Origin of the sequence: Bacillus sp. FJAT-27986 (assembly GCF_001685035.1) — a bacterium.
Taxonomy (GTDB): domain Bacteria; phylum Bacillota; class Bacilli; order Bacillales; family Pradoshiaceae; genus Pradoshia.
Genome location: NZ_MAYV01000001.1, coordinates 761961 through 783441, shown reverse-complemented (window position 1 = coordinate 783441; position 21481 = coordinate 761961). Strand labels below are relative to the sequence as shown.

At 38.7% G+C, this 21481-nt stretch carries 22 protein-coding genes and 1 pseudogene; 14 read left to right on the top strand and 9 right to left on the bottom strand.

Annotated elements, in window-relative coordinates:
- Window positions 1-170: 170 nt before the first annotated feature.
- Window positions 171-1181 carry an IS1595 family transposase gene (locus A8L44_RS03720; protein ID WP_066101667.1) on the bottom strand — a complete coding sequence of 337 codons (1011 nt, stop codon included), beginning with the start codon at window positions 1179-1181 and terminating at the stop codon, window positions 171-173.
- Window positions 1182-1320: 139 nt separating this feature from the next.
- Here A8L44_RS03720 and A8L44_RS19140 point away from each other — a divergent pair, with 139 nt between their 5' ends.
- The 5 genes from A8L44_RS19140 to addA all read left to right on the top strand — a co-directional run bounded on the left by A8L44_RS19140 (window position 1321) and on the right by addA (window position 10526).
- Window positions 1321-1749 carry a hypothetical protein gene (locus tag A8L44_RS19140; protein ID WP_225983659.1) on the top strand — a complete coding sequence of 143 codons (429 nt, stop codon included), beginning with the start codon at window positions 1321-1323 and terminating at the stop codon, window positions 1747-1749.
- Window positions 1750-1756: 7 nt separating this feature from the next.
- Window positions 1757-2377, top strand: coding sequence for a hypothetical protein (locus A8L44_RS19135; RefSeq protein ID WP_254654685.1), 621 nt, complete (start codon window positions 1757-1759; stop codon window positions 2375-2377).
- A 32-nt stretch (window positions 2378-2409) separates the two neighbouring features.
- Window positions 2410-2823, top strand: coding sequence for a GNAT family N-acetyltransferase (locus tag A8L44_RS03710; RefSeq protein ID WP_066101664.1), 414 nt, complete (start codon window positions 2410-2412; stop codon window positions 2821-2823).
- Window positions 2824-3313: 490 nt separating this feature from the next.
- On the top strand, window positions 3314-6793 hold the full coding sequence (addB, locus tag A8L44_RS03705) for a helicase-exonuclease AddAB subunit AddB (protein WP_066101660.1): 3480 nt from the start codon (window positions 3314-3316) through the stop codon (window positions 6791-6793).
- Window positions 6786-10526 (top strand): helicase-exonuclease AddAB subunit AddA, encoded by a 3741-nt coding sequence (addA, locus tag A8L44_RS03700; RefSeq protein WP_066102393.1) that lies wholly within the window; start codon window positions 6786-6788, stop codon window positions 10524-10526. Before addB ends, addA begins: the two co-directional genes overlap by 8 nt.
- Before the next feature lie 123 nt (window positions 10527-10649).
- On the opposite strand, the pseudogene A8L44_RS03695 reads toward addA, so the two are convergent.
- Window positions 10650-11053: pseudogene (locus A8L44_RS03695) on the bottom strand (SMI1/KNR4 family protein).
- Window positions 11054-11188: 135 nt separating this feature from the next.
- Window positions 11189-12097: a 3-hydroxyacyl-CoA dehydrogenase gene (locus A8L44_RS03690; RefSeq protein ID WP_066101657.1), complete on the bottom strand. Its 909-nt coding sequence runs from the start codon at window positions 12095-12097 to the stop codon at window positions 11189-11191.
- A gap of 243 nt (window positions 12098-12340) precedes the next feature.
- Here A8L44_RS03690 and A8L44_RS03685 point away from each other — a divergent pair, with 243 nt between their 5' ends.
- Window positions 12341-12643 (top strand): HNH endonuclease signature motif containing protein, encoded by a 303-nt coding sequence (locus A8L44_RS03685; RefSeq protein ID WP_066101654.1) that lies wholly within the window; start codon window positions 12341-12343, stop codon window positions 12641-12643.
- A 4-nt stretch (window positions 12644-12647) separates the two neighbouring features.
- Here A8L44_RS03685 and A8L44_RS03680 read toward each other — a convergent pair whose 3' ends face one another.
- Genes A8L44_RS03680 through A8L44_RS03655 form a run of 6 tightly spaced genes read right to left on the bottom strand, consistent with a single transcriptional unit; the run spans window position 12648 to window position 14529 of the window.
- Window positions 12648-12866: a spore germination protein gene (locus A8L44_RS03680; RefSeq protein ID WP_066101652.1), complete on the bottom strand. Its 219-nt coding sequence runs from the start codon at window positions 12864-12866 to the stop codon at window positions 12648-12650.
- Window positions 12866-13261 (bottom strand): spore germination protein GerPE, encoded by a 396-nt coding sequence (locus A8L44_RS03675; RefSeq protein WP_066101649.1) that lies wholly within the window; start codon window positions 13259-13261, stop codon window positions 12866-12868. The genes A8L44_RS03680 and A8L44_RS03675 overlap by 1 nt, the downstream gene beginning before the upstream one ends.
- A gap of 13 nt (window positions 13262-13274) precedes the next feature.
- On the bottom strand, window positions 13275-13454 hold the full coding sequence (locus A8L44_RS03670; RefSeq protein WP_066101647.1) for a hypothetical protein: 180 nt from the start codon (window positions 13452-13454) through the stop codon (window positions 13275-13277).
- A 5-nt stretch (window positions 13455-13459) separates the two neighbouring features.
- Window positions 13460-14077, bottom strand: a complete 618-nt coding sequence (gene gerPC / locus A8L44_RS03665; protein ID WP_077247963.1) for a spore germination protein GerPC — start codon at window positions 14075-14077, stop codon at window positions 13460-13462.
- Window positions 14074-14295: a spore germination protein GerPB gene (locus A8L44_RS03660; protein ID WP_066101641.1), complete on the bottom strand. Its 222-nt coding sequence runs from the start codon at window positions 14293-14295 to the stop codon at window positions 14074-14076. The genes gerPC and A8L44_RS03660 overlap by 4 nt, the downstream gene beginning before the upstream one ends.
- Before the next feature lie 12 nt (window positions 14296-14307).
- Complete coding sequence (locus A8L44_RS03655) at window positions 14308-14529, bottom strand: spore germination protein (RefSeq protein ID WP_066101638.1); 222 nt, start codon at window positions 14527-14529, stop codon at window positions 14308-14310.
- 186 nt (window positions 14530-14715) lie between these two features.
- Here A8L44_RS03655 and A8L44_RS03650 point away from each other — a divergent pair, with 186 nt between their 5' ends.
- The 8 genes from A8L44_RS03650 (at window position 14716) to A8L44_RS03615 (ending at window position 21469) form a co-directional block, all read left to right on the top strand.
- Window positions 14716-15906: a DUF418 domain-containing protein gene (locus A8L44_RS03650; RefSeq protein ID WP_066101635.1), complete on the top strand. Its 1191-nt coding sequence runs from the start codon at window positions 14716-14718 to the stop codon at window positions 15904-15906.
- A 125-nt stretch (window positions 15907-16031) separates the two neighbouring features.
- The gene (locus A8L44_RS03645; protein WP_066102390.1) at window positions 16032-16916 is read left to right on the top strand and encodes a fumarylacetoacetate hydrolase family protein; all 885 of its coding nucleotides are present in this window, start codon (window positions 16032-16034) and stop codon (window positions 16914-16916) included.
- 80 nt (window positions 16917-16996) lie between these two features.
- On the top strand, window positions 16997-17353 hold the full coding sequence (locus A8L44_RS03640) for a YisL family protein (RefSeq protein WP_066101632.1): 357 nt from the start codon (window positions 16997-16999) through the stop codon (window positions 17351-17353).
- Between the two features lie 123 nt (window positions 17354-17476).
- Complete coding sequence (locus A8L44_RS03635; protein WP_175354224.1) at window positions 17477-18325, top strand: GNAT family N-acetyltransferase; 849 nt, start codon at window positions 17477-17479, stop codon at window positions 18323-18325.
- A gap of 236 nt (window positions 18326-18561) precedes the next feature.
- Complete coding sequence (locus A8L44_RS03630; RefSeq protein ID WP_066101628.1) at window positions 18562-19275, top strand: copper homeostasis protein CutC; 714 nt, start codon at window positions 18562-18564, stop codon at window positions 19273-19275.
- Window positions 19276-19717: 442 nt separating this feature from the next.
- The gene (locus A8L44_RS03625) at window positions 19718-20278 is read left to right on the top strand and encodes a hypothetical protein (protein ID WP_066101624.1); all 561 of its coding nucleotides are present in this window, start codon (window positions 19718-19720) and stop codon (window positions 20276-20278) included.
- 182 nt (window positions 20279-20460) lie between these two features.
- Window positions 20461-20967 (top strand): DNA topology modulation protein, encoded by a 507-nt coding sequence (locus A8L44_RS03620; protein WP_066101621.1) that lies wholly within the window; start codon window positions 20461-20463, stop codon window positions 20965-20967.
- Between the two features lie 31 nt (window positions 20968-20998).
- On the top strand, window positions 20999-21469 hold the full coding sequence (locus A8L44_RS03615; protein ID WP_066101617.1) for a DinB family protein: 471 nt from the start codon (window positions 20999-21001) through the stop codon (window positions 21467-21469).
- Window positions 21470-21481: the final 12 nt, after the last annotated feature.

The window sequence follows — 21481 nt, the reverse complement described above, 5'->3', positions numbered from 1 at the left end:
CTTTAAATCCTGAAAAATTGAGTTAAAGCCAGCTTTAACTGAATAAGAAATACAGTCGTTCCGACATAGGAATGGCTGTTTTTTAATACCTCATTCAGGGATACTGAATATTACAAGTGCAATAGGTTTATTCCTTCACGTTCGGTACAGAAACTTAATAAAAATTGAAGTTACATTATCCCTCTTAATGTATTTACAGTTGTTTTATCAGATTTCTGACAGGCAGAAATAAGCATTTGATTGACTCGTTCATCAAGTGCTATTTTTTTGCCAATTTCAAGCCATCGGAACCAATAGAGATAGTTGTCCAGATATTTCGTTGCAACACCTTGAAAACGTTCCATCCAAATTTTTAGGCGATTATGAAAGTTATTGACGTGCTGAATGTGGTATATGCCTTTCTTTACACGCTGTTTTTGTCGCTCATTGACCGTTTCGTGCTGTAATCCCTTTACCTTTGCAAACTTTTTATAATTGGTTGCGGTATCTGTACATAACAAAGCAGACGGGTGAATATACTCACCTATCACAGCGTCAATTTCTTCGGCTTTTACACGCCCTGTTCCTGCTTTACGAGCAATTACACTACCATTACGGTCTTGTGCAACAACAACAGCAATTTTAAGGTTAGAAACCCCTCTTTTTTCGTCTTTTTCTCCACGCTTCTTGGGTTTTCTATGGGTGATTTCGTTACCTTTCATAGACTCACGAAAGAAGGTTTCGTCACTCTCAACGATACCTTGCAATTGATTAAATCCAAGACTTCCTAATGCGTTCAAGATTTTATGTCTCCAATAGAATGCAGTAGAGATGTGTATATGAAGTTTTTCAGCGATTTTTGGTAGGGTGTATCCTTCTACCATTAGTTCAATGTATTTCACCCATTTTTCGGGGTAGCGAGAGCCTGAAAATGGCGTATTCGTCATATCATTGAAAGATTTTCCGCAATCATTACATAGATAGCGTTGTCTTGAACGATATTTACCGTTTCGTTTAACCGATGTGCTACCACAATGAACACAACCCAAACCAGACGCAAATCGGGCTTCACGAATGCTTTTAAGTAGTCTCGTAATTTTATCTGGTTCATCTGGAAACAAGTCCTGCTTCATAGCGTTAAACAACGCCATTTGCTCTGATTTAGTTAATTCGCTGAAGTCTTCATACACATCTGTCCACATATCCGAACGCCTCCCTAAACCCCATTATAACCTTTAAAAGTATGGGCAAGAAAGCAACAATCTATACGAAAACAGCCTTATTTTTTAACACATATAGACAGAAAAAAGTCGAATTGTTTCGGAGAAAGGTGTGAAAATGGTGATTGTGAAAAGATTCTTATATCGAGAGTTTTTATTGATTATGCTGTTTCTGCTTGTTCTAATCTCTAATGTTTGTTTATATCGTACAGCGTTTGGAGTTGAAATTTTACAATACAATCCAAATGGTGCAGTGGTAGGCTCCATAATTGATTTGGCATTGGTTTTGCCGGTTTTATTTATGGCATGGAAGAGAAGCTGGGGATGGAAAAATATGATTTTATTGGCGGCCAGCGGTCTCGTTTTAGTCCGCTTCCTAATTCCAATGGAATATTTGGCGCCATTTGAATCAATCACTTGGGTCGGCTTTCTGATTGAAGGTTTATTAGTATGTTTTGAAGTGCTGCTCATCGTCTCATTGTTCAAATATATGCCGTACATTATCCGTGCTGTTAAAAATAGTCCACTATTCATTCTCGAATGCCGTTGAGCAAAAAATGAAAAAAACGCCTGTTATTATTCAAATGATTTGTTCAGAAATGCTGATTCTTTATTATGCTTTTGCAAGCTGGAACAAAAAGATGAAGCTGAGCGAAAATCAATATACCTTGCATCAAAAATCAAGCTATATTGCTTTCCAAGTGATGTTGATTCACGCGATTGTTTTTGAAACAGCAGCAATTCATTGGTGGCTGCATGAAAAATATTTTCTATTGTCCATGATCTTACTCCTTCTAAATTTATACTCGGTCATTCTATTTGTGGCAGATATACAGGCTGTCCGTTTGAATCCCTTAAAGATTACGGAGGACCATATGTATATATCTCTTGGATTAATGAAACGTATGGAAATAAAGTGGACAGATATTGAATCCATAATTGATGAACAAGAACAACTTAAGCAAAAGGTTACTGAAAAGACGATTGAATTCATTTACCGAGATTTAGAAGAAGTTTATCCAAATGTTATTTTAAAATTAAAACACCCCGTTCAAGCCACTCTCATAATGGGCATAAAGAAAGAATATGAACAAGTTGCGATTCGAGTGGATGAACCAGAAAGATTCAAGGTTATTCTGAGAGAAAAGGTCACATTAGATAGGGATACTAATCATTAGGAGTAACGATAAAAAAGGCATTGGGGGATATCATGATTCACATAGAGCATGGGCAGCCCATACAAATCCGCAAATATAGTGAGCAAGACTTTGTTTCTGTAAATAAGCTGAATGCGGAAGAACAATGGACAAACTTGGTTGCGGGGAAAGATAAAACAAAGCAAGCCTGGAACAATTCTAATATAGCATTTGTTGTACTTTCAAAAGAGGAAGTTATCGGATATATAAGGGGCTTTACTGATAAACATGTCACTCTCTATATTTGCGAACTTTTAATCGACAAAAGATACCGGGGGCTAGGGATTGGTCAGTATCTGCTAAAGTTTGTACATGGATTGTATCCCTCTACGAGAATAGAGATGCTGGCAAGCAGTGAATCTCAATCCTTTTATAACCAAATTGGTTACAGACCTTTTTATGGATTTAGAAAAACATTTGGTGAGTAATTTTAGTCATCTGTTTTCGTTTTTTTGAAAAGTTTAAAGTAAGGATAGCGCCTAATAAGAAACAAATATAAAGTGAGATATCCCAACGTATGTAAGTAACAGTAGATACTTCTAAAGTCGTACATCATTTAAAACTTAAAATGGTCTAAAGTATTTCATTAAATGACAACCCTTTTATCCATATATCGCTAATTAATAGTGGCTTAGAATTCAATAAAGAAACTAACCAAAACAATGATCACAATCCAGATGGTCATTGTTTTATTTTTGCAGTGAAAGTTTTCCACTTGCCGATTGTCATTTTCATATTAGTGCCTATTTTGACTTCTCCTCTTTCTCTCGTTTCCTGTGATATAACAAAAACGAATCTTCTATTCACCATTGAAATAAACCATTTTTTACAATGCTGGGATATAGAGTCAATTGAGGAGAAAACGCCATTAATTATGATAAAATAGAGAGATAGATATAAAGGGGGGAGGCACATTTAATGTCTTTGCAATTTTATATTGGAAAAACAGGTACAGGTAAGACAGAGACTATTTTAAATGACATTAGGACCAAGCTGGAGAGTGATCCGGAAGGTTCTTCGATTATATATATTGTTCCAGATCAGATGACTTTTCAGGCTGAGCTGGAATTAATTAATACGCCTAATCTGGGCGGGATGATACGTGCTCAAGTGTTTAGCTTCAGCCGTCTGGCATGGAAGGTTTTGCAGGAAACAGGCGGTATGGGCAGACGGCATTTAAATAATGTCGGTGTCAACATGGTGATTCGCAAAATCATGGAGGAAAATAAGGACGAGTTAAAGACCTTTCAACGTTCCAGTGATAAGCAGGGCTTTATTACCCAGCTGAGTGATTTACTGAAGGAATGTAAGCGATATTGCCTGACTCCTGAGGAAATGCTAAACCAATCAGATGGAAAGGTATCACCGATTTTACGATCAAAGCTTGATGATCTATCCCTTTTATACAATGGATTTGAGCGTGAATTAGAGGGTCAGTACGTGGATTCAGAGGATTACTTTACTTTATTAGTAGAAAAGATGCCTGAATCAGCTTACCTTCGCGATGCTGAAATTTATATAGATGGATTTTACAGCTTTACAGCCCAGGAATACGGCATTATGGCAGCTCTAATGCAACACTGTAGGAATGTGACGGTTTCGTTGACATTAGATCAGCCCTTTAAAGAATGGGCGCCTGATCCACTTCATTTATTCAGGATGACAGGGGAAACTTATTTTGATCTATACCAGATTGCGCTCCAAAACGGAGTAAAGGTGGAGGAGGATCGTTTATTTAAGGAACCGCATCGATTTATTCAAAATGAATCCATGCAGCATTTGGATAAATGGTTTGCCAACAGACCGGCACCAGTTTATGATCAGGAGCCGAATTTTGAATTTTGCCCAGCTGGTAACAGAAGGGCTGAGGTGGAAGGAATCGCACGTAAGATTCTAAAGAGTGTTAGGGAAGGATATCGATACAGAGATATCTTTGTGTTAATGAGAAATAGCCAGGAATATGCTGAAGTGGTGGAAACCGTCTTTATGGACTATGGTATTCCTGTCTTTATCGATCAAAAGAGACCTATGCTTAATCACCCTTTGATCGAGCTTATTCGTTCTACACTTGAAGCCTTAACGAATAATTGGCGTTATGAACCGATGTTCCGTGCTATAAAAACAGACCTTTTGTTTGATAAGAATGCCTATATACCAAAAGAGCGTGAGAGTGCTGCTCTGCTAGAAAATTATGTATTATCCAGAGGCTATTATGGTGACCGTTGGAGTAAGAAGCAGGGCTGGAAGTATAAAAGAAATCGCGGTCTTGAACTGGTTGCCAGTGTCCAGACAGATGAAGAATTGAAAATGGAATTGTTGCTGAATGAAACGAAGGAACAAGTGGCAGAGCCCATCCGTCGACTTGCAAATCGTTTTAAAAAAGCAACATCCGGAACGGATTATGCTCAGGCTTTATATATGTATTTAGATGAGCTTAACATACCGGAAAAGCTTGAAAAAATGGCTCGAAGCGATGAGCAGGAAGGCCGACTCATCCATGCAACCGAGCACGACCAGGCATGGAATGGTGTCATGGATTTGTTGGATCAATTTGTAGAAATTGTTGGGGACAGGCCGGTTACGTTAAAGAATTTTGGTGCAATCCTAGAAAGCGGGATTGAAACACTGAACTTCTCCTTAATTCCACCTTCCCTTGACCAAGTAGTCGTGACCAATATGGATTTATCACGTCCTCAAAATGTAAAGATTGCTTTCATAGCAGGCCTAAATGAAGGGGTGATTCCTTCAAAAGTAAGTGAAGGGGGAATCCTTTCAGATACGGATCGAGAAACACTGAAGTCTACCGGAATAAAGATGGCACCGACATCAAGTACCAAATTATTAGATGAAGAGTTTGCTGCATACAAGGCATTCCTGCTTGCATCCGACTATGTATATTTTTCTTATCCACTGGCTGATGACGAAGGAAAGCAATTATTGGCTTCCTCTTATATGAAACGAGTGAAGGATTTATTTGGTTCGGTGAAAGAAACTTTCTTTGTGCATGATCCGGCTGAAATGAGTGATGAGCTGCAACTGGAGTATGTGGTTCAGACGAGAGCAACGCTGTCATTCCTGGCAAGCCAGCTTCAACAGAAAAAAAGGAATTATCCGGTATCGCCTGTTTGGTGGGATGTATATAACGAATATGTTAAAGACGGTCCGATGAAGGATCAGGCGGCCTTTGTTCTTTCAGCGCTTTCGTATCAAAATAAAGCGAAGAAAATCCCTGACCAAAAAGCGGTTGAATTGTATGGAGATACAATCCAGGGAAGTGTGTCAAGAATGGAGCTATTCAATAGCTGCCCATTTGCGCATTTTTCCTCACACGGCTTAAAGCTTAGGGAACGGGATATCTACCGTTTAGAAGCTCCTGATATCGGAGAAATGTTCCATGGTGCTCTGCAATGGATGACGGAACAAATTATCGAACGTGGGACAAGCTGGGGAGCTTTATCACGGGAGCAATGTATCCAATTAGCCAGAACGGCTGTAGAGGTAATGGCACCGAAACTGCAGAATGAAATCTTATTATCTTCCAATCGATTCCATTATTTAAAAAGGAAACTGGAACAAATTGTGGCGAGAGCCTCAATCACTTTAAGCGGACAAGCGAAAAACAGCCAATTTTCACCGATTGGGCTAGAGCTTGGATTTGGCCGGAGAGGTTCTTTGCCGCCTCTGACCTTTGAGCTTAAAAATGGAACAAAGATGGAACTGGCTGGGCGAATTGATCGGATTGATCAGGCGAAGACAGATGATGGAACCTATTTGAGAATCATTGATTATAAATCGAGCTCGAAGGATTTAAACTTCACGGAAATCTATTATGGAATCGCCTTGCAAATGCTGACTTACCTCGATATCGTGGTCACACACTCACCACTGTTGGTTGGGGAACAGGCTAAGCCTGCAGGTGTCCTGTATTTCCATGTTCACAATCCATTAATTAAAAACAATGGAGTTTATACGTTAGACCAGATTGAACGTGAAGTCTTTAAAAGCTTTAAGATGAAGGGATTGCTTTTAGGGGATGACCAGGTTGTTAAAATGATGGACAGTGATTTGGAAAATGGGGAATCCCTGATTGTACCTGCTGGATTTAAGAAGGATGGGCATTTTACGGCGGCTTCACGAATCGCAAGTGAAGGAGAGTTCTCTCTTTTAAGCCGGCATGTGAAGAGAATGTATGCCGATACGGGTAATGCAATTACGAGCGGTGTAGCTGATATCAAACCTTATCGTTTGCAAAATAAATTACCATGTACCTTCTGTAATTATAAAACAGTTTGCCAGTTTGATCCTTCTCTTGAGAGCAACGAGTACAGAGTATTTAAACCGGCTAAAAAAGAAGAAATCTTTGAGGCTATACGGGAGGAGGAAGAAGATGATGAATAACCGTAAACAAATTCCCGTAAAACCGGCAGATGCCTTATGGACAGATGACCAATGGAAAGCTATCACTGCGGATGGAAATGATATTCTAGTAGCGGCTGCGGCCGGAAGTGGTAAAACAGCTGTACTGGTTGAGAGGATTATCAGGAAGATTATTTCAGAGGATAACCCTCTTGATGTGGATCGTTTATTGATAGCCACCTTTACCAATGCTTCAGCTGCTGAAATGCGCCACCGTATTGCGGAGGCGCTGGAGAAGGAAATTAAAAAGAATCCGGACTCCAGACATTTACGTAAGCAGCTCAGCTTGCTGAATAAGGCGAATATCTCAACCCTTCATTCCTTCTGCTTGGATGTAGTCCGGAGTCATTATTATTTGCTGGACATTGATCCTGGATTCCGAATTGGGGACTCAACGGAAATCGAATTAATTAAAGATGAAATTCTTGAAGAAGTATTGGAAACACAGTATGGAATATCTGATAATGAGCCGTTTTTCAGGCTTATCGATGCATTTACGGATGACCGCAGTGATCGTACGATTCTCGAAATTATCCGAGTGCTTGATGATTTTTCAAGATCAAATCCCAATCCTAAAGAATGGCTGGAAAGCCTTGCGGATATGTATGAGATAGGGGAACATACCAGGATTGAGGATCTGCCATTTTATCCAGTCTTGAAATTTGATATCATGATGCGCCTCGCTGCAGCTAAAGAAATGATCCATGAAGGCTATCAATTAACCTTGCTACCTGATGGTCCAGCTGCCCTGGGTGAAACATTTAAATTAGATGAAGAGCTTATTAACAAGTTATCCGAGTCGCTTGAAGCAGATTGGCAGTCGATGGCAGATGCATTTTCAGCGGTTAGCTTTGCAAAAGCAAAAACGATTCGCAAGGGAACCTGTGATGAAGACTTGGCAAAGCAAGCCAAGAAAATGAGAGATGATGTTAAGAAATTGCTGAATGGAATTACGAGCGATTTATTCTTCCGGAAAGCAGATAGTTTTTTAAAGGATATATCAGATATGAAGCCGTATGTAGTGACGCTTGCCGGGTTGGTCACAGCGTTCCAAAAACGATTCCTGGCAGAAAAGCTTGAACGCGGGATTGTTGATTTTTCCGACTTGGAGCATATGGCGTTAGAAATTCTTGGGACTTATGAGTATGGAACATTAAAGCCAACAGATGTTGCGTTGGAGTACCGTGATAAATTCAAAGAGGTACTTGTCGATGAATATCAGGATACTAATATGGTGCAGGAAACAATCCTTCAGCTTGTTACACAGGACGGTGAGTCAACCGGCAATATGTTTATGGTTGGGGATGTTAAGCAATCTATCTATCGATTCCGCCTGGCTGAGCCTAATCTTTTCATGGGGAAATACAGCAGATTTTTAACAGAGCCGACAGATACCGGAATGAAGATTGATTTGAATAAAAATTTCCGCAGCCGAAGTGAAGTATTGGCAGGTACGAACTTTTTATTTAAACAATTGATGGGAAAAACGGTTGGTGAAATAGAATATGATGAACCCGCTGAATTGAAAAAAGGAGCAGCCTATCCTGAGGATGAAGAGTACCCGGTGGAACTTTATTTGATTGATAAATCGGCAGAAGGAGCTGGTTACGGATCTGAGGATGATGACGAGGCAGACGAAGATCTTGAAACGGTACTGTTAGAAGCTAGGCAAATGGCTGAATTAATTAAACAAATGATTAATGAACGCCGTAAAGTGTATGATGCCAAAACGAAAACATACCGAAACATTACCTATCGGGATATTGTCATCTTGCTGCGTTCCATGCCATGGGCTCCTCAAATTATGGATGAATTCAGAGCGCAGGGTATCCCGGTTTATGCCGATCTCTCAACAGGATACTTTGAGGCGACAGAAGTAGCTATTATGATCTCTCTCCTGCAAATTATTGATAATCCATATCAGGATATTCCGCTTGCATCCGTGCTGCGTTCTCCTATTGTGGGGCTGGATGAAGAAAACTTGTCAGATATCCGGATTACCCTGCCAAAGGGGCAATTCTATGATGCGTTAAAGGCCTATTGCCAGTATGGTTCATTTGAAAAATACGGGACTGTCTATTTAAAAGTGAAGCGATTCTTTGATTATCTTCACGAATGGAGAAACCAGGCACGTGAGGGGGCACTATCCAGTTTAATTTGGCAGCTCTACCGGGACACGGGCTATTACGATTTTGTTGGCGGTATGCCTGGCGGCAAACAAAGGCAGGCCAATTTATTGGCACTATATAACCGGGCCAGACAATATGAGGAAAGTTCATTCAGAGGAATATTCCGCTTTCTCCGTTTTATCGATCGGATGAGAGAAAGGGGCAGTGATTTGGGTGCGGCACGTGCCCTCGGTGAACAGGAAGATGTTGTCCGGATTATGACCATTCATAAGAGTAAGGGACTGGAATTCCCTGTCGTGATTTTGGGCGGTTTGTCTAAGAAGTTTAATCAGATGGATCTAAAGCGTTCCTATTTAGTGGATAAGGATCTGGGCCTTGCATTTCGATATGTGAATCCGGAGTTAAGGATAACCTATCCATCCTTACCGCAGATTGCTTTTAAAAAGAAGCAGCTCCTTGAAAATATTGCGGAAGAGATGCGCGTTCTGTATGTTGCGTTAACCCGTGCAAAAGAGAAGCTGTACTTAATCGGAACACTCTCGGATGCTGAAAAATCGTTTAAGAAGTGGTCTGCCTACGAGAATAAAGAAGGCTGGCTTCTACCTGATTATACAAGGGCAAATGCCACTTCCTATATGGATTGGATTGGTCCGTCTCTAGTGAGGCATCGTATCTTTAAAGAAGGGGCAATCGCCAGTGATTCACTTGCTGAGATTGCTAGTCATCCATCAGAATGGCAGGTACATGTCCGGAAATCGAATACGTTGCAATCAGTTACAGAGGAAGAAAACATGGAAAGTAAACGATTATTTAAATCAATTGAACAAATGGAACCAATTGAGGTAGAGTCTGAGTTTAAAGAACGGGTCAGGGACCAAATGGAATGGGATTATCGATTTAAAAGCTCGACAACTGGGCGTTCTAAGCAGTCTGTGTCCGAATTGAAACGATTAAATGAATCAAAGGATGAATATAGTGCAACTGATTTGGTTCGGGCGACCTTTAAACGGATGAATTTAAAGAGACCGGCTTTTATGCAGCAAAAAACAATGTCACCTGCTGAAAAGGGAACGATGATGCATTTAGTAATGCAGCATTTGGACTTTACAAAGCCAGTCACGGAAGAGTCTGTTCAGACGTTACTGGGGTATTTGGTGATGAAGGAATACGCTACGAAGGAACAAGTCAGTGAGATAAGAACTGACCAGATTTTGAGCTTTTTTGAAAGTGAATTGGGTCAACGCTTGCAGCAAGCAAATAAAATACGCAAGGAAATTCCATTTACAATGGCACTTCCTGCACATGAAGCGTATCAGGATTGGCAGGATGGCGACGAGAACATTCTTGTTCAGGGGATAGTGGATTGCCTATTTGAAGATGAGAATGGGCTTGTACTGCTTGACTATAAAACAGACGCGATAACAGATCGATTTAAAAATGGATTTGAAGAAGCTGAGCCTGTATTAAAAGAAAGATATGAAAAGCAGATTCAGCTATATACAAGAGCGATTGAACAAATCCTGAAAAGAGAAGTTTCAGAAAGATATCTGATGTTCTTTGACGGTACACACGTATTGAAGCTTTAACTGCTGAAGGCGGCACATTTGGACGGGAAACCGTGCAGTTGTGTCGTCTTTTTTTATATTTTCTCTTTCGATACTGTCTAATTTGGGAAAATAAATGGCCAACAGGAATCGCTATATCATTTATTATTGGACCGATACGATAAATTTTTTCAAGTTAGAAGCTACTTCTTCTAGTTCGCCGGTTTCGTGATACCAAATATAAATTTTATCATCCAGGTTTGTATCTACAATCTTATAGCATAATTTGTCCCCTGTACCATCCTCGCCAATAGATATGAGATTTTTATCCATTTCTTCGTCTCGCATATCTTTATTTTGTCTTACAATATCATCCCATGTTCTTTTTAAATTTCTAGGATCTTTAATTGGGAAAAGGATCCATTCATCAATCTGTGCTTGGTTAGATAGTTTAAAGAGATCTTTATACTGTTTGGGGAAATTTCATCTAAGTGTTCTTCTGCTAATTTTATATCTAAATCTGTAACTCCAGGTTTTTTTGTATCAAGCAAATCGACAATATCATTCATTTAATACATAACCTCCCTTTTAATCTTATATAAAGATTCTTGATATATTTTTAAAATCCTTCTTCAGTGGACCTAAAGAAATCCTATTAGCATTTATGCCAATAGGATTTATCTTAGAAGTATCCGTGATCTGGTTTAAGGCTGTAGAAAGTCTTTTTTCTTATAGGCTGGATTCGGATATTTATAGAATCCTTCCCCTGTTTTCATACCCAATTTGCCTTTGTTAATAAATTCTGTTTTGACTAAATCTGCAATGTCCTTGAATGGATTTTGCTCTGGATTTGGATGCTTTGCTGCTTTAGTACTGACGATGTTATAAACTGTTTCCAAACCGACTACATCAATAATCGCAAATGGTCCAAGAGGTGCACCTGTAGCAATCATCCATGTTTTATCGATTGTATATGGATCCGCTACTCCATTTCCCCATAGATTTTGGGCTGCATCCAGTAATGGAACGAGTAAGCTGTTTAGAATATAGCCAGGTTGCTCTTTTTTTATATGGAGCGGAACCATTCCAATTGCGGCTGCGAATTGCAATACATCTTCAACCACTTGGTCATCAGTTTGAGGATGTGGCATGACTTCTCCAGTATTATTCATCCAAACGCGGTTTGCGAAGTGCAGGGCCAGGAATTTCTCCGGACGTCCGGTATATTCGGCAAAATCACTAGGAAGCATCGTAGAAGAGTTTGTTGCAAACACCGTATGTTCAGGTGCAACTTTACTCAACTCAGTGTAAAAGTTAATTTTGATTTCTTTTAACTCTGGAATAGCTTCGATGACCAAGTCGGCATTAGCTGTTGCGATTTTTAAGTCTGTTGCATATTGAATACGTGATTGAGCAGACCGGGCTGCTTCCTGTTCATTTTTAAAATAGGCAATGTAGGTATCTTCTAAATCGGTGATACGATTCTTTGCTTGTTCAATGGCGCTCTCATTAATATCATAAATGGTGACATTAAAGCCTTTAAAGGCTGTTTGAAAAGCGATTTGACTCCCTAAAACCCCACTGCCTGCAACTGTCACATTTTTATAATTCATGAATAAGTTCCCCCAATCTGTAAATTGGATATTAAGTTCTTACCAGTAAATATCCATACCCTTCAAGGAAAATATACTACTATATTGTTAAAAATAAAAATAGTAAGACTTTAGACTTGTTCAAGTGAAATAAAACGATATAGATAGGAGTAAAACAGGAATGGATGTCACTTAATAATGGAAATATAAATGAATACGATCATTGTGCTAATTTAGGAAAAGGTATGAAAAGGAGGGGATTATATGAGTAAAGCAAGGAGCGGTGTATGTGAACTCTGTCTACGAAATGATGTCGAACGGACGATTCACCATTTAATTCCACGCGAATATGGTGGGGGCCCCAATGATACCTCCAAGCTATGCATTCCATGCCATAAACAGATACATGCTCTTTATCCAAATTTGGATTTGGCTGTCAGACTTAATACGATTGAGAAACTGAGAGATGATCCTGAAATCAAGAAATATTTAAAGTGGATTGTAAAGCAGCCGGCAGGTAAATTACCGCGTATAAAAAAATCCGGCTATAAGGCCGGAAAAAGGTGATTGATTAATTATTCGCAGAGATGGGCTGATCAACCCCATTTATACCAATAACGGAGTTTCCGCTAAGTCCATTTGTATCAAAAATAATTCCACCGGTAATTCCAGAACCTGATCCATTCACACTTTTAGTTGCATATTTTGGGGAGATAACCAGAGAGTCGCCGAATTGAATAATTCCGCTTCCTGCATTAAGGACTTGAACGGAACCTACAAGAGCAGGCATTAAGTTTCCTCCCTTCTTTCATTTTTGGGCCGATTAAGAAGCTGTCTTACATTCATGACTCTAGTTTCGGATCGGATAAACCGGCCGTTTCCTACCTGTAATAAAGAGGAAGCAGAGATGGCCTGTGTTCGGATGCAATCAACAAAAAGGTATGGATTAACATTCTCAAAATTGATATGGACCATTTCTTCAATTGGTTCAAAGTCAGGAACTGTGTAAAATACTTTGTAATCTCCGAAATCACCTTCCTGTCCGTAAAAAATTTCCTGTTCCCGCTGATAGGCAAGGACATTGTCAACTGAGTAACTATATTGAAGTTCTCCTATATCAAATGTAGATCCCCTTGATAAAATGGATACATGAATATGATCGACTATCGATGTTCTTTCCCACATGGCATGGTCCTCTTTAACGATTAACAATAGGCTGCAAGGGTCCAAATTCTAATGCGTTTAATGGCGTGTCAGAGGCAGCAAATAGCTGCATGGTTTCTGTATCGCCGACTTTAATAGCAGAGGCGCTCGATACAGATATCAACTTTATACAGCCAACCTTAATTTGTTCGTTTACGACATGGAAATTCATCACATTGCTCACTGCTCCTTCATTGAATCAGGATAAACCTCTATAAATCTGATGATGGCGTTTTCGATATCTGTTTTGAGTACTTCTAATATTTGCTCCCGAATTGCCGGGATTTTTTGCTCAGTCCGGTTATGAGGTGGCGTTTGGTCCAAATAATGATGAATGCGCTGAGGAAGCTGCCGGGCTAGATCCTCCATGATAAAGGAGCGCATGGTTTCATCCGCTTTTTGTTCGCAGATATGTTCGGCTCTTTTAAAGATTTCATCCTTCTGATTATTTAGGTCAAGTAAAACCTCGCTCGTTAGTTGATGGACAAATTCATCCCTGGATGGAAAGAGAAATGGACCGGGAGGAGTGTGATTATTGATGGCCAACTCATCGATTTTTTCTAAATCTGATGGGGTTAGCCCAATATTTAAGGTACCCTCCAATCTTTCCACTTTCAGTTGGTCAAATTTATATTCTATCCGATCGACTCGAATCGGTGCCTGATGTTTTGCCTCTGTTAATTCTTCTTTTAATCTCTTTACGTCTTCTTCCAGTTTGCGGATAGCCTGCTGTTGATATTCCAGCGTATTTTGTAAGTAGTGTAGGAATTGGGTTAAATCCTGCTGCACATGACTCATCCTTTCCTATTCTGGACTTGAACCTGCGGAGAATCTTCTTCAGTCTCAAAAAGGGGATGGTGCGCTTCCGGAGCAGGTGCCTCAAAGCCACCGGAATTGGTCATGAGTGACTTGGACTTGATGATACCGGCACTGCCGATTTGCAGGACGGATGCATTGGCGATTGCGTTAATTTTAATGGTATTAATCATAATCGTTTGCTTAACAAAGATGTTCAATTTTTTTCACCTCTATAACGTAAATGCAATTGGTTGATCGACAACATCTGCATCAAACGTATTCGTAGCACTGTAAGGATTGTTTACAGCCACATAATCACCCGTATTAAATGAACCCGCTCCGGAAAATGTTTTAGCATTAGAGTAGGGAGTGACCTTGTAAATATCCCCCACATTAAATACACCGCTGCTCCCTACACTGAGAATTTGGACAACACCTACAATACCTGGCACATTTAACACCTTCCTTGGGTATACCTATATCTACCATCTTAACGTTCTTTAACAGTATATGAGGAATGGGCTGAAAGGTGAGGGAACCTCTGTGCTTCAGAAAAAACAGATAATTATGTAGGGGATTTTAGCAGAAACTGCTAAACTGGTTTTATAAGAAATTTTTAGGAGAGATGGGGTGTTCTATTGCAATCCATAACGGATAAACAAAGGATACATGTGGTTGATTTTCTGCGTGGGATTTCAATTGTAGGAATTTTATTGGTCAATATGCTCGATTTTCATTCGCCTTTTTTGTATCTTGAATTAGATTATTGGGATAACAATCTAGATCTCTATACATATGCACTCATTGATATTTTGGCACAGGGGAATTTTTATCCGCTTTTTGCCTTTTTGTTTGGGTTCGGTACGATTATTTTAATGACTAGGGCAGAACAAAAGGGGATATCGTTTCCTGTTTTATTTACAAGGCGGATGATCTTTTTACTATTGCTGGGCATAATTCATGCATTTTTAATTTGGCATGGTGATATTTTAATCACATATGCCGTCTGTGGATTACTTTTGCTGCTTGTTTATCGATTAAAGGGTAAAACATTGCTTCGTTTATCAGTATGGTTATATACCATTCCTTATGGAATATTTGGGCTGCTCATTCTACTGCTCGAATTATTGACCCCAACATCTGGATTGTTAAATACCGATTTTTCAAAAATAAATAAAGCCATTGAAATCTATTCAAGCGGGACGTTCACTGAGATTTTTTCACTGAGATTTAATGACTGGGCTGCTGTCAATGGACCGGCAAATATGTTTTTTTTATTTTTATCCGTTTTTCCATGTATTTTGGCAGGAATGGCATTTGCCAAATTGGAATGGCTCACCAATCTGAAGGTTCATCAGAAAAAGTTACAGATCATGTTCCTTGTATCATTGCCTATAGGACTGCTTTTGAAAATGTATCCGTATCTGTCGAGCCAAAATTATGCTACTGAATTTTGGCAGGATATTTTTGGTGGGCCCCTCCTGACACTGGCCATTATAACAGGGATTACTCTTATTTATGAGCAATCTCCAAAGGTTAGAAAAATGGCTGTTCCTTTTGTCAGACTGGGAAGAATGTCGCTTACAAATTACCTTATGCACTCCATTCTATGTACGCTGATCTTTTATTCATATGGACTAGGGCTATATGGCGAAGTGGGAGCTTTTATGGGTACTTTATTAGCTGTATTGATTATCCTGTTTCAAATGGTATATACAAAATATTGGTTACGCTCTTTTAGAATGGGACCAATTGAATATGGCTGGAGAATCGTTACTTACTGGGACAAAGCATCATTCAAGCGGGAAAAGGTATATGATACATTTTAATAAAGGTGGAACGCAGTTTAATAAGAGTATAGCTTAAAAGGATAGAGATACGTAATTTATCATTTTAGTAGCAGGGAAGAGCTGCATAAATGGTTTTAAACCAATATGAAAGGAATGTGGGAAGGATGAAATTTTCAACCGTCAATGATAATGGACAAGCAGTAGCAGGACTGATTGATCAGGATTTATTTTATTCTTTAGAAGTAATTAGGCAATCCAGTGAGGTACTGAAAGGATTGCCAACTTCTTTACAGGCTTTGATTGAAGAATCTGAAACATGGCTGCCAAAGCTTCAGGGATGGGTACAAGCTGCAGAGAAAACAGAAGGTAAATCAATCGACTCTTTAATATGGCTGGCTCCTCTTCCGCGTCCGCACAAAAATATTTTTTGTGTAGGTAAAAATTACGCTGCACATGCTACTGAATTTGATGGCGGGGTTCCACCGGAGGATATGATTGTATTTACGAAGGCTCCAACCGCAGTCAATGCCCATAAACAAGTTGTGCCTCTTCATACAGAAGTAACGAATGAGCTGGACTATGAAGGGGAATTGGCTATTGTAATTGGCAAAAAGGGAACCTCTATTTCCCGTGAAAAAGCTTATGATCATGTTTTTGGATATACCATCTTAAACGATATTACAGCAAGAGATTTGCAATCAAAGCATCAGCAATATTTCCTGGGAAAAAGCCTGGATGGTACGTGTCCAATGGGTCCATGGATTGTTTCAAAAGATCATGTGCCACATCCGTATGATCTGGAAATTAAAACAAAAGTAAACGGGGAAACAAGGCAGCATGCCAGAACGTCATTATTTTTGTTTCCAATTGACGAAATCATCGCTACTATTTCGAAGGGAATTACGCTGGAGCCTGGCGACATTATTGCGACCGGTACACCGGCAGGAGTAGGAAAAGGGTTTAAACCACCGCGTTATTTAAAAGACGGGGATGTGATTGAAATAACTATAGAATCGGTTGGGACTTTAAAATCTATCATTTCTAAATAAATTGTAAATACATAATGTTCGTAGAATACAACCTAGTATGCTACTATTATGTTGAATATTGCTGAAAGTGGGGGGATTTTATGAGCGGGTCTACTTATGAACATATTTTTATGTGGGTATTATCTATTGTTGTGTTCTTAGTATCTTTAAAAATGACAGGTAAAAATTTAAAAATAATGATGATGATTAATAGGGTACTATACATATTAATTATTGCAACAGGTATCATGATGTTAATGAATGTTTCCAATATTAGTGGTGAATACATCGCCAAGACGATTATTGGTGTTTGGGTAATCGCTGCAATGGAAATGACAAACGTGAAGCGATCAAAAGGAAAGAATCACAAATCTTTCTTCATCCAGTTTTGGATTGCGTTTGTTTTAGTGTTATTGCTAGGCTTTAGATTACCTATTGGTATTCAATTATTCGGATAAGCAGTGGCTCAGTCGATAGAGACTGGGCTTTTTTTATTTAATCTAATTCCTAATTTATTATAATAAAAGGTTTTTTCATTTTACTTCTAGAATTAATTTAAATTCAGAAGGGAGATGAAGTTCTTGAGATTTACGGAACGTACCTTGAGAATTTTTAAATATGCAGAAATAGAAGCCAAAAGGACAACTAATATCATTTATCCAGTTCATTTAGTATTAGGAATGTTGCTTGAAAGGACAGGTGTCTGTGCTGAGCTATCTATTAAGAATCCAGAACTTCGGGAGCTATTAGTTAAGCGGATTAAAGAAGTGTACTCGAATACTTACGAACATGGAATCAGTTATGAGCCCTTTAAAATGAACATTTCTTTATCGACTAATCAGGTGTTAATACATGCAAGTAACCGAATGAAACGCTTTAACCAGATTTATTTAAATGAAGGACATCTTTCTGATGCAATATTTAAAAGTAAGGATTTTTCAACCTATTCCATATTGGATGGCTTAGATGTTTCCAGCATACTTGGAATAATGTCTTCCCCGAGAGATATGGCTGTTCCTCTGAAGGATTATGAATTCCTAAGTATTTTAACAAGTAATATAAATTATCGGAAAGCGGAGCCAAATGATGCCGCATCGTTAAAAGTCTTTGTGGAAAGTGAATTTGGAGCTAGGTGGCTAGACTCAATTGAAAATGGGTTTTTAAAAGATAATATTCCTATTTTCATCGCTTTAGACGATAACCAAATTATTGGATTCGCTTGCTTTGATGTAGTAAGAAAAAGAAAGGGATTGTTCGGTCCGATGGGTACTACTCTATCAAATCGAGTCCAAGGAATAGGATTCATTCTCCTTCATCATTGTTTAAGAGAGATGCAGGAAATAGGCTATGAATATGCAATCATCGGGCAGGCTGGACCACTGGAATTTTATGAAAAAGCGTGCAATGCTGTCGTGATTCCAAGGAATTAGTGACTGTGATTTTGAACTTACAGATACTTACAGAGGGAAGGGGTTAAACCTATATTTGTAAGGTGAAAACCCTTATAGTATTCAATCTTACTATTTAGACCAATGGTTATATTTTGATTGTTTTATAAAATAACGCTCGGTTCGTTTTGTTATAATGAAGTTTATAAAATAATAATTTTCTCTATAGGGATATCATCCCGTGGATTAAATAATGTGAACTAGCAGCAGGTGATAATATGATTTTGGAATGTATAGTGGAAAATGAAAAAGATGCCATTAAAGCAGAGCAGCTTGGATTTAACCGTTTGGAATTAGTGTCTGCCATGTCGGAAGGCGGACTAACCCCAAGTTATGGAACAATAAAACGTGTAATCGAAAATGTGAAGATACCTGTTCAGGTGATGCTGCGACCGCATAGCTATTCTTTTGAATATGATGAGTTCGATTGGATGTCGATGAAAGAAGAGCTTCAAGCCTTTTCAGATTTGGGTGTACAAGGGATTGTATTTGGCTGCTTGAGGAATGGGAAAATCGACCAGGATCTACTGGAGAAAGTGATAAAGGAAGTACCGCATTTTGATATTACGTTCCATAGGGCGTTCGATGAACTAAAGTCTTATGTAGAGGGACTCGAAGTGCTTTGTCAGTACTCCCAGCATGTAAAGCGGATTCTAACTTCCGGCGGTGAAAGTAGAGCCTATGAAGGCAGGGAAACACTGCAGCAGCTGATTACGTTATCAGATGGATGGTCGGGTCCTGAGATCTTAATCGGCGGTGGCCTGGATAAGGAGCATATTCAGGAATTGCATTCATTCCTGAATGCAAAGGAATACCATTTTGGGTCCGGGGTCCGAAAAGACCGTTCTTTTGCCAATGGGTTCGACACCGAAAAAATAGAGTACTTGCTCGAGTTATTTGAAAGTAAATGTCGAAGAAATACTACTCTATGATTCATAGAATATTAATTTTAGTTTATCCGGTATCTTGGATATTCAAAGAAACTATTAAAACTATATGGTCATTATGTGGATTGTCCGTTATGGTTCTATAACCTAGTGAATGAAGGTAGCTAGAAACAGTCAGAGGCAATGGCTAAGCCGCTTTTTTATTATTCAGTCAGGATAAATACTTGGTAGTTTCATATCAATTTAATAGGATAGAAGCATTTTTCTGTGATAATGAAGTGTGTGAATATCATGCAACATAGCGGTGTTCATATATTTTCTTACCAAACAATGAGAAATGTTAATTGAGCTAGTTGTTCAAATGGATCTTTGATGCTGCCGCCAAATGTGCGGCTTTTTTTATTTATTACGAATATAAAACGCATCCATACATTCAGCATATTTTATTACTAAATATAATTTTTTGACAGCGAGAGGAGAAACAGTGATGCATAGAATTAAAATCGAAACAATCACTTTTTGGATAGTTACACTGTTAATGGGGGCTGCAACGATAATAATGTTCATAGAAGGTGACGGTACGAAAGGATTCATGGGTATTTTAACTTGTATAAGCTTAGTAGTATTAGGGGGGTGGCAATGGAAAGCAAAAAAGCCGCTTGACGGGCCGCTTATGATGATGACGTATTTATTTATTTTCATTTCAGTAGGTATTGGTACATTTGGCGGAGCGTACGCGATTAAGCACTTTGATGATTTCCTCCATGTTACCTCAGGTATTTGGCTTGGGTATGCAGCATTGGTACTCACTAGGCAAATAATTGGTGAGAAGCTTACACAAAAATTGCCGAAAGCGTTTCTGGCTAGTATCATGGTTATCTTTGCGCTTTGCCTAGCTGGTGCATGGGAGCTGCTCGAGTTTGCGGGCGATCAATTATTTCATTTTACCGCTCAAGGGCGAGATCATAAGGATACGATGTTTGATATGATGGATGGATTGATTGGTGGGATTATTAGCGCAGTTTTTTACCTTATCATCAGAAAATAATAAATGAAGTCGGCCGCATGATTGTGGCCGGCATTTTTACTATTTTATTATTTTTCGTTTGAGTTAGTTAGATACGTTGATTTTAGAAGGAGTAACACTAATTTTGTTGAAATTATAATATTGAAGTTCGGTAATAGAAGAAGGATATAGTCTAAAACTTTTTATTTTGACAGGGGATTCATATGAAAAAAATCATGCTTATTGGTTCTGGAGGTTCAGGGAAATCAACTTTAGCAAGACAACTAGGTGGAAAGTTGAATATAAATGTCTATCATCTCGATTCATTATTTTGGAAACCTAAATGGGTAGGCATTCCTAAAGAGGAACAAATACAGGTTCAAAATGAGCTAGTAACAAAAGAATATTGGATTATTGATGGTAATTACAGTAGCACGATGGATATAAGGTTAAATGTAGCCGATACGATAATCTTTCTTGATATACCGAGAACAATCTGCATTTACAGAGCATTTAAAAGAATGCTCCAATATCGAAATAAAACAAGACCAGATATGGGAGAAGGCTGTGAGGAGAGATTTTCTTTCGAGTTTTTAAAATGGATCTGGGAATATCCAAAAAAGCAAAAACCAAAAATTTTAAACAGACTCAAACAGCTAGCGGAAGACAAAGAGATTATCATTTTGAAATCAAAAGGAGAAGTTGAAAGGTTCTATGAAAAGATTAAATGATTATATTTACTGAAAAAGGGGGAGGATTTTTTTGCAAATCTTTTTTAAATATAACTGGATGGTAAGAGAAGAATGGTATCGTTGGTGCGAAGGGGTAAGTGAACAGGAACTTCTGCAAAAAAGAACGGGTGGAATGGGAAGTATATTACATACACTTTTCCATATAGTTGATGTTGAATGGAGCTGGATACGTTTATTGGAAGGTAAAATAGAATTTCAGGAGAGTTTTGAGGGTTATAGAAGTTTGGATAAGGTCCGGAAATTGGACGCAGAATTTCATCTGGAAGTGGCAAGCTTTGTGAATAACTGGAATGCTACAATGGAAAATCGGTTATTGTATGGTACCTCATATGATGGAAAAGTTGTAACAGATACTTGGGGAGAAATCATGAGACATACCATTGCCCATGAAATTCACCATATGGGACAATTATCAATTTGGGCAAGAGGAATCGGAAAAACGCCGGTTTCTGCAAACCTTATTGGACGGGGTCTTTCATGAATTCAAATTGAA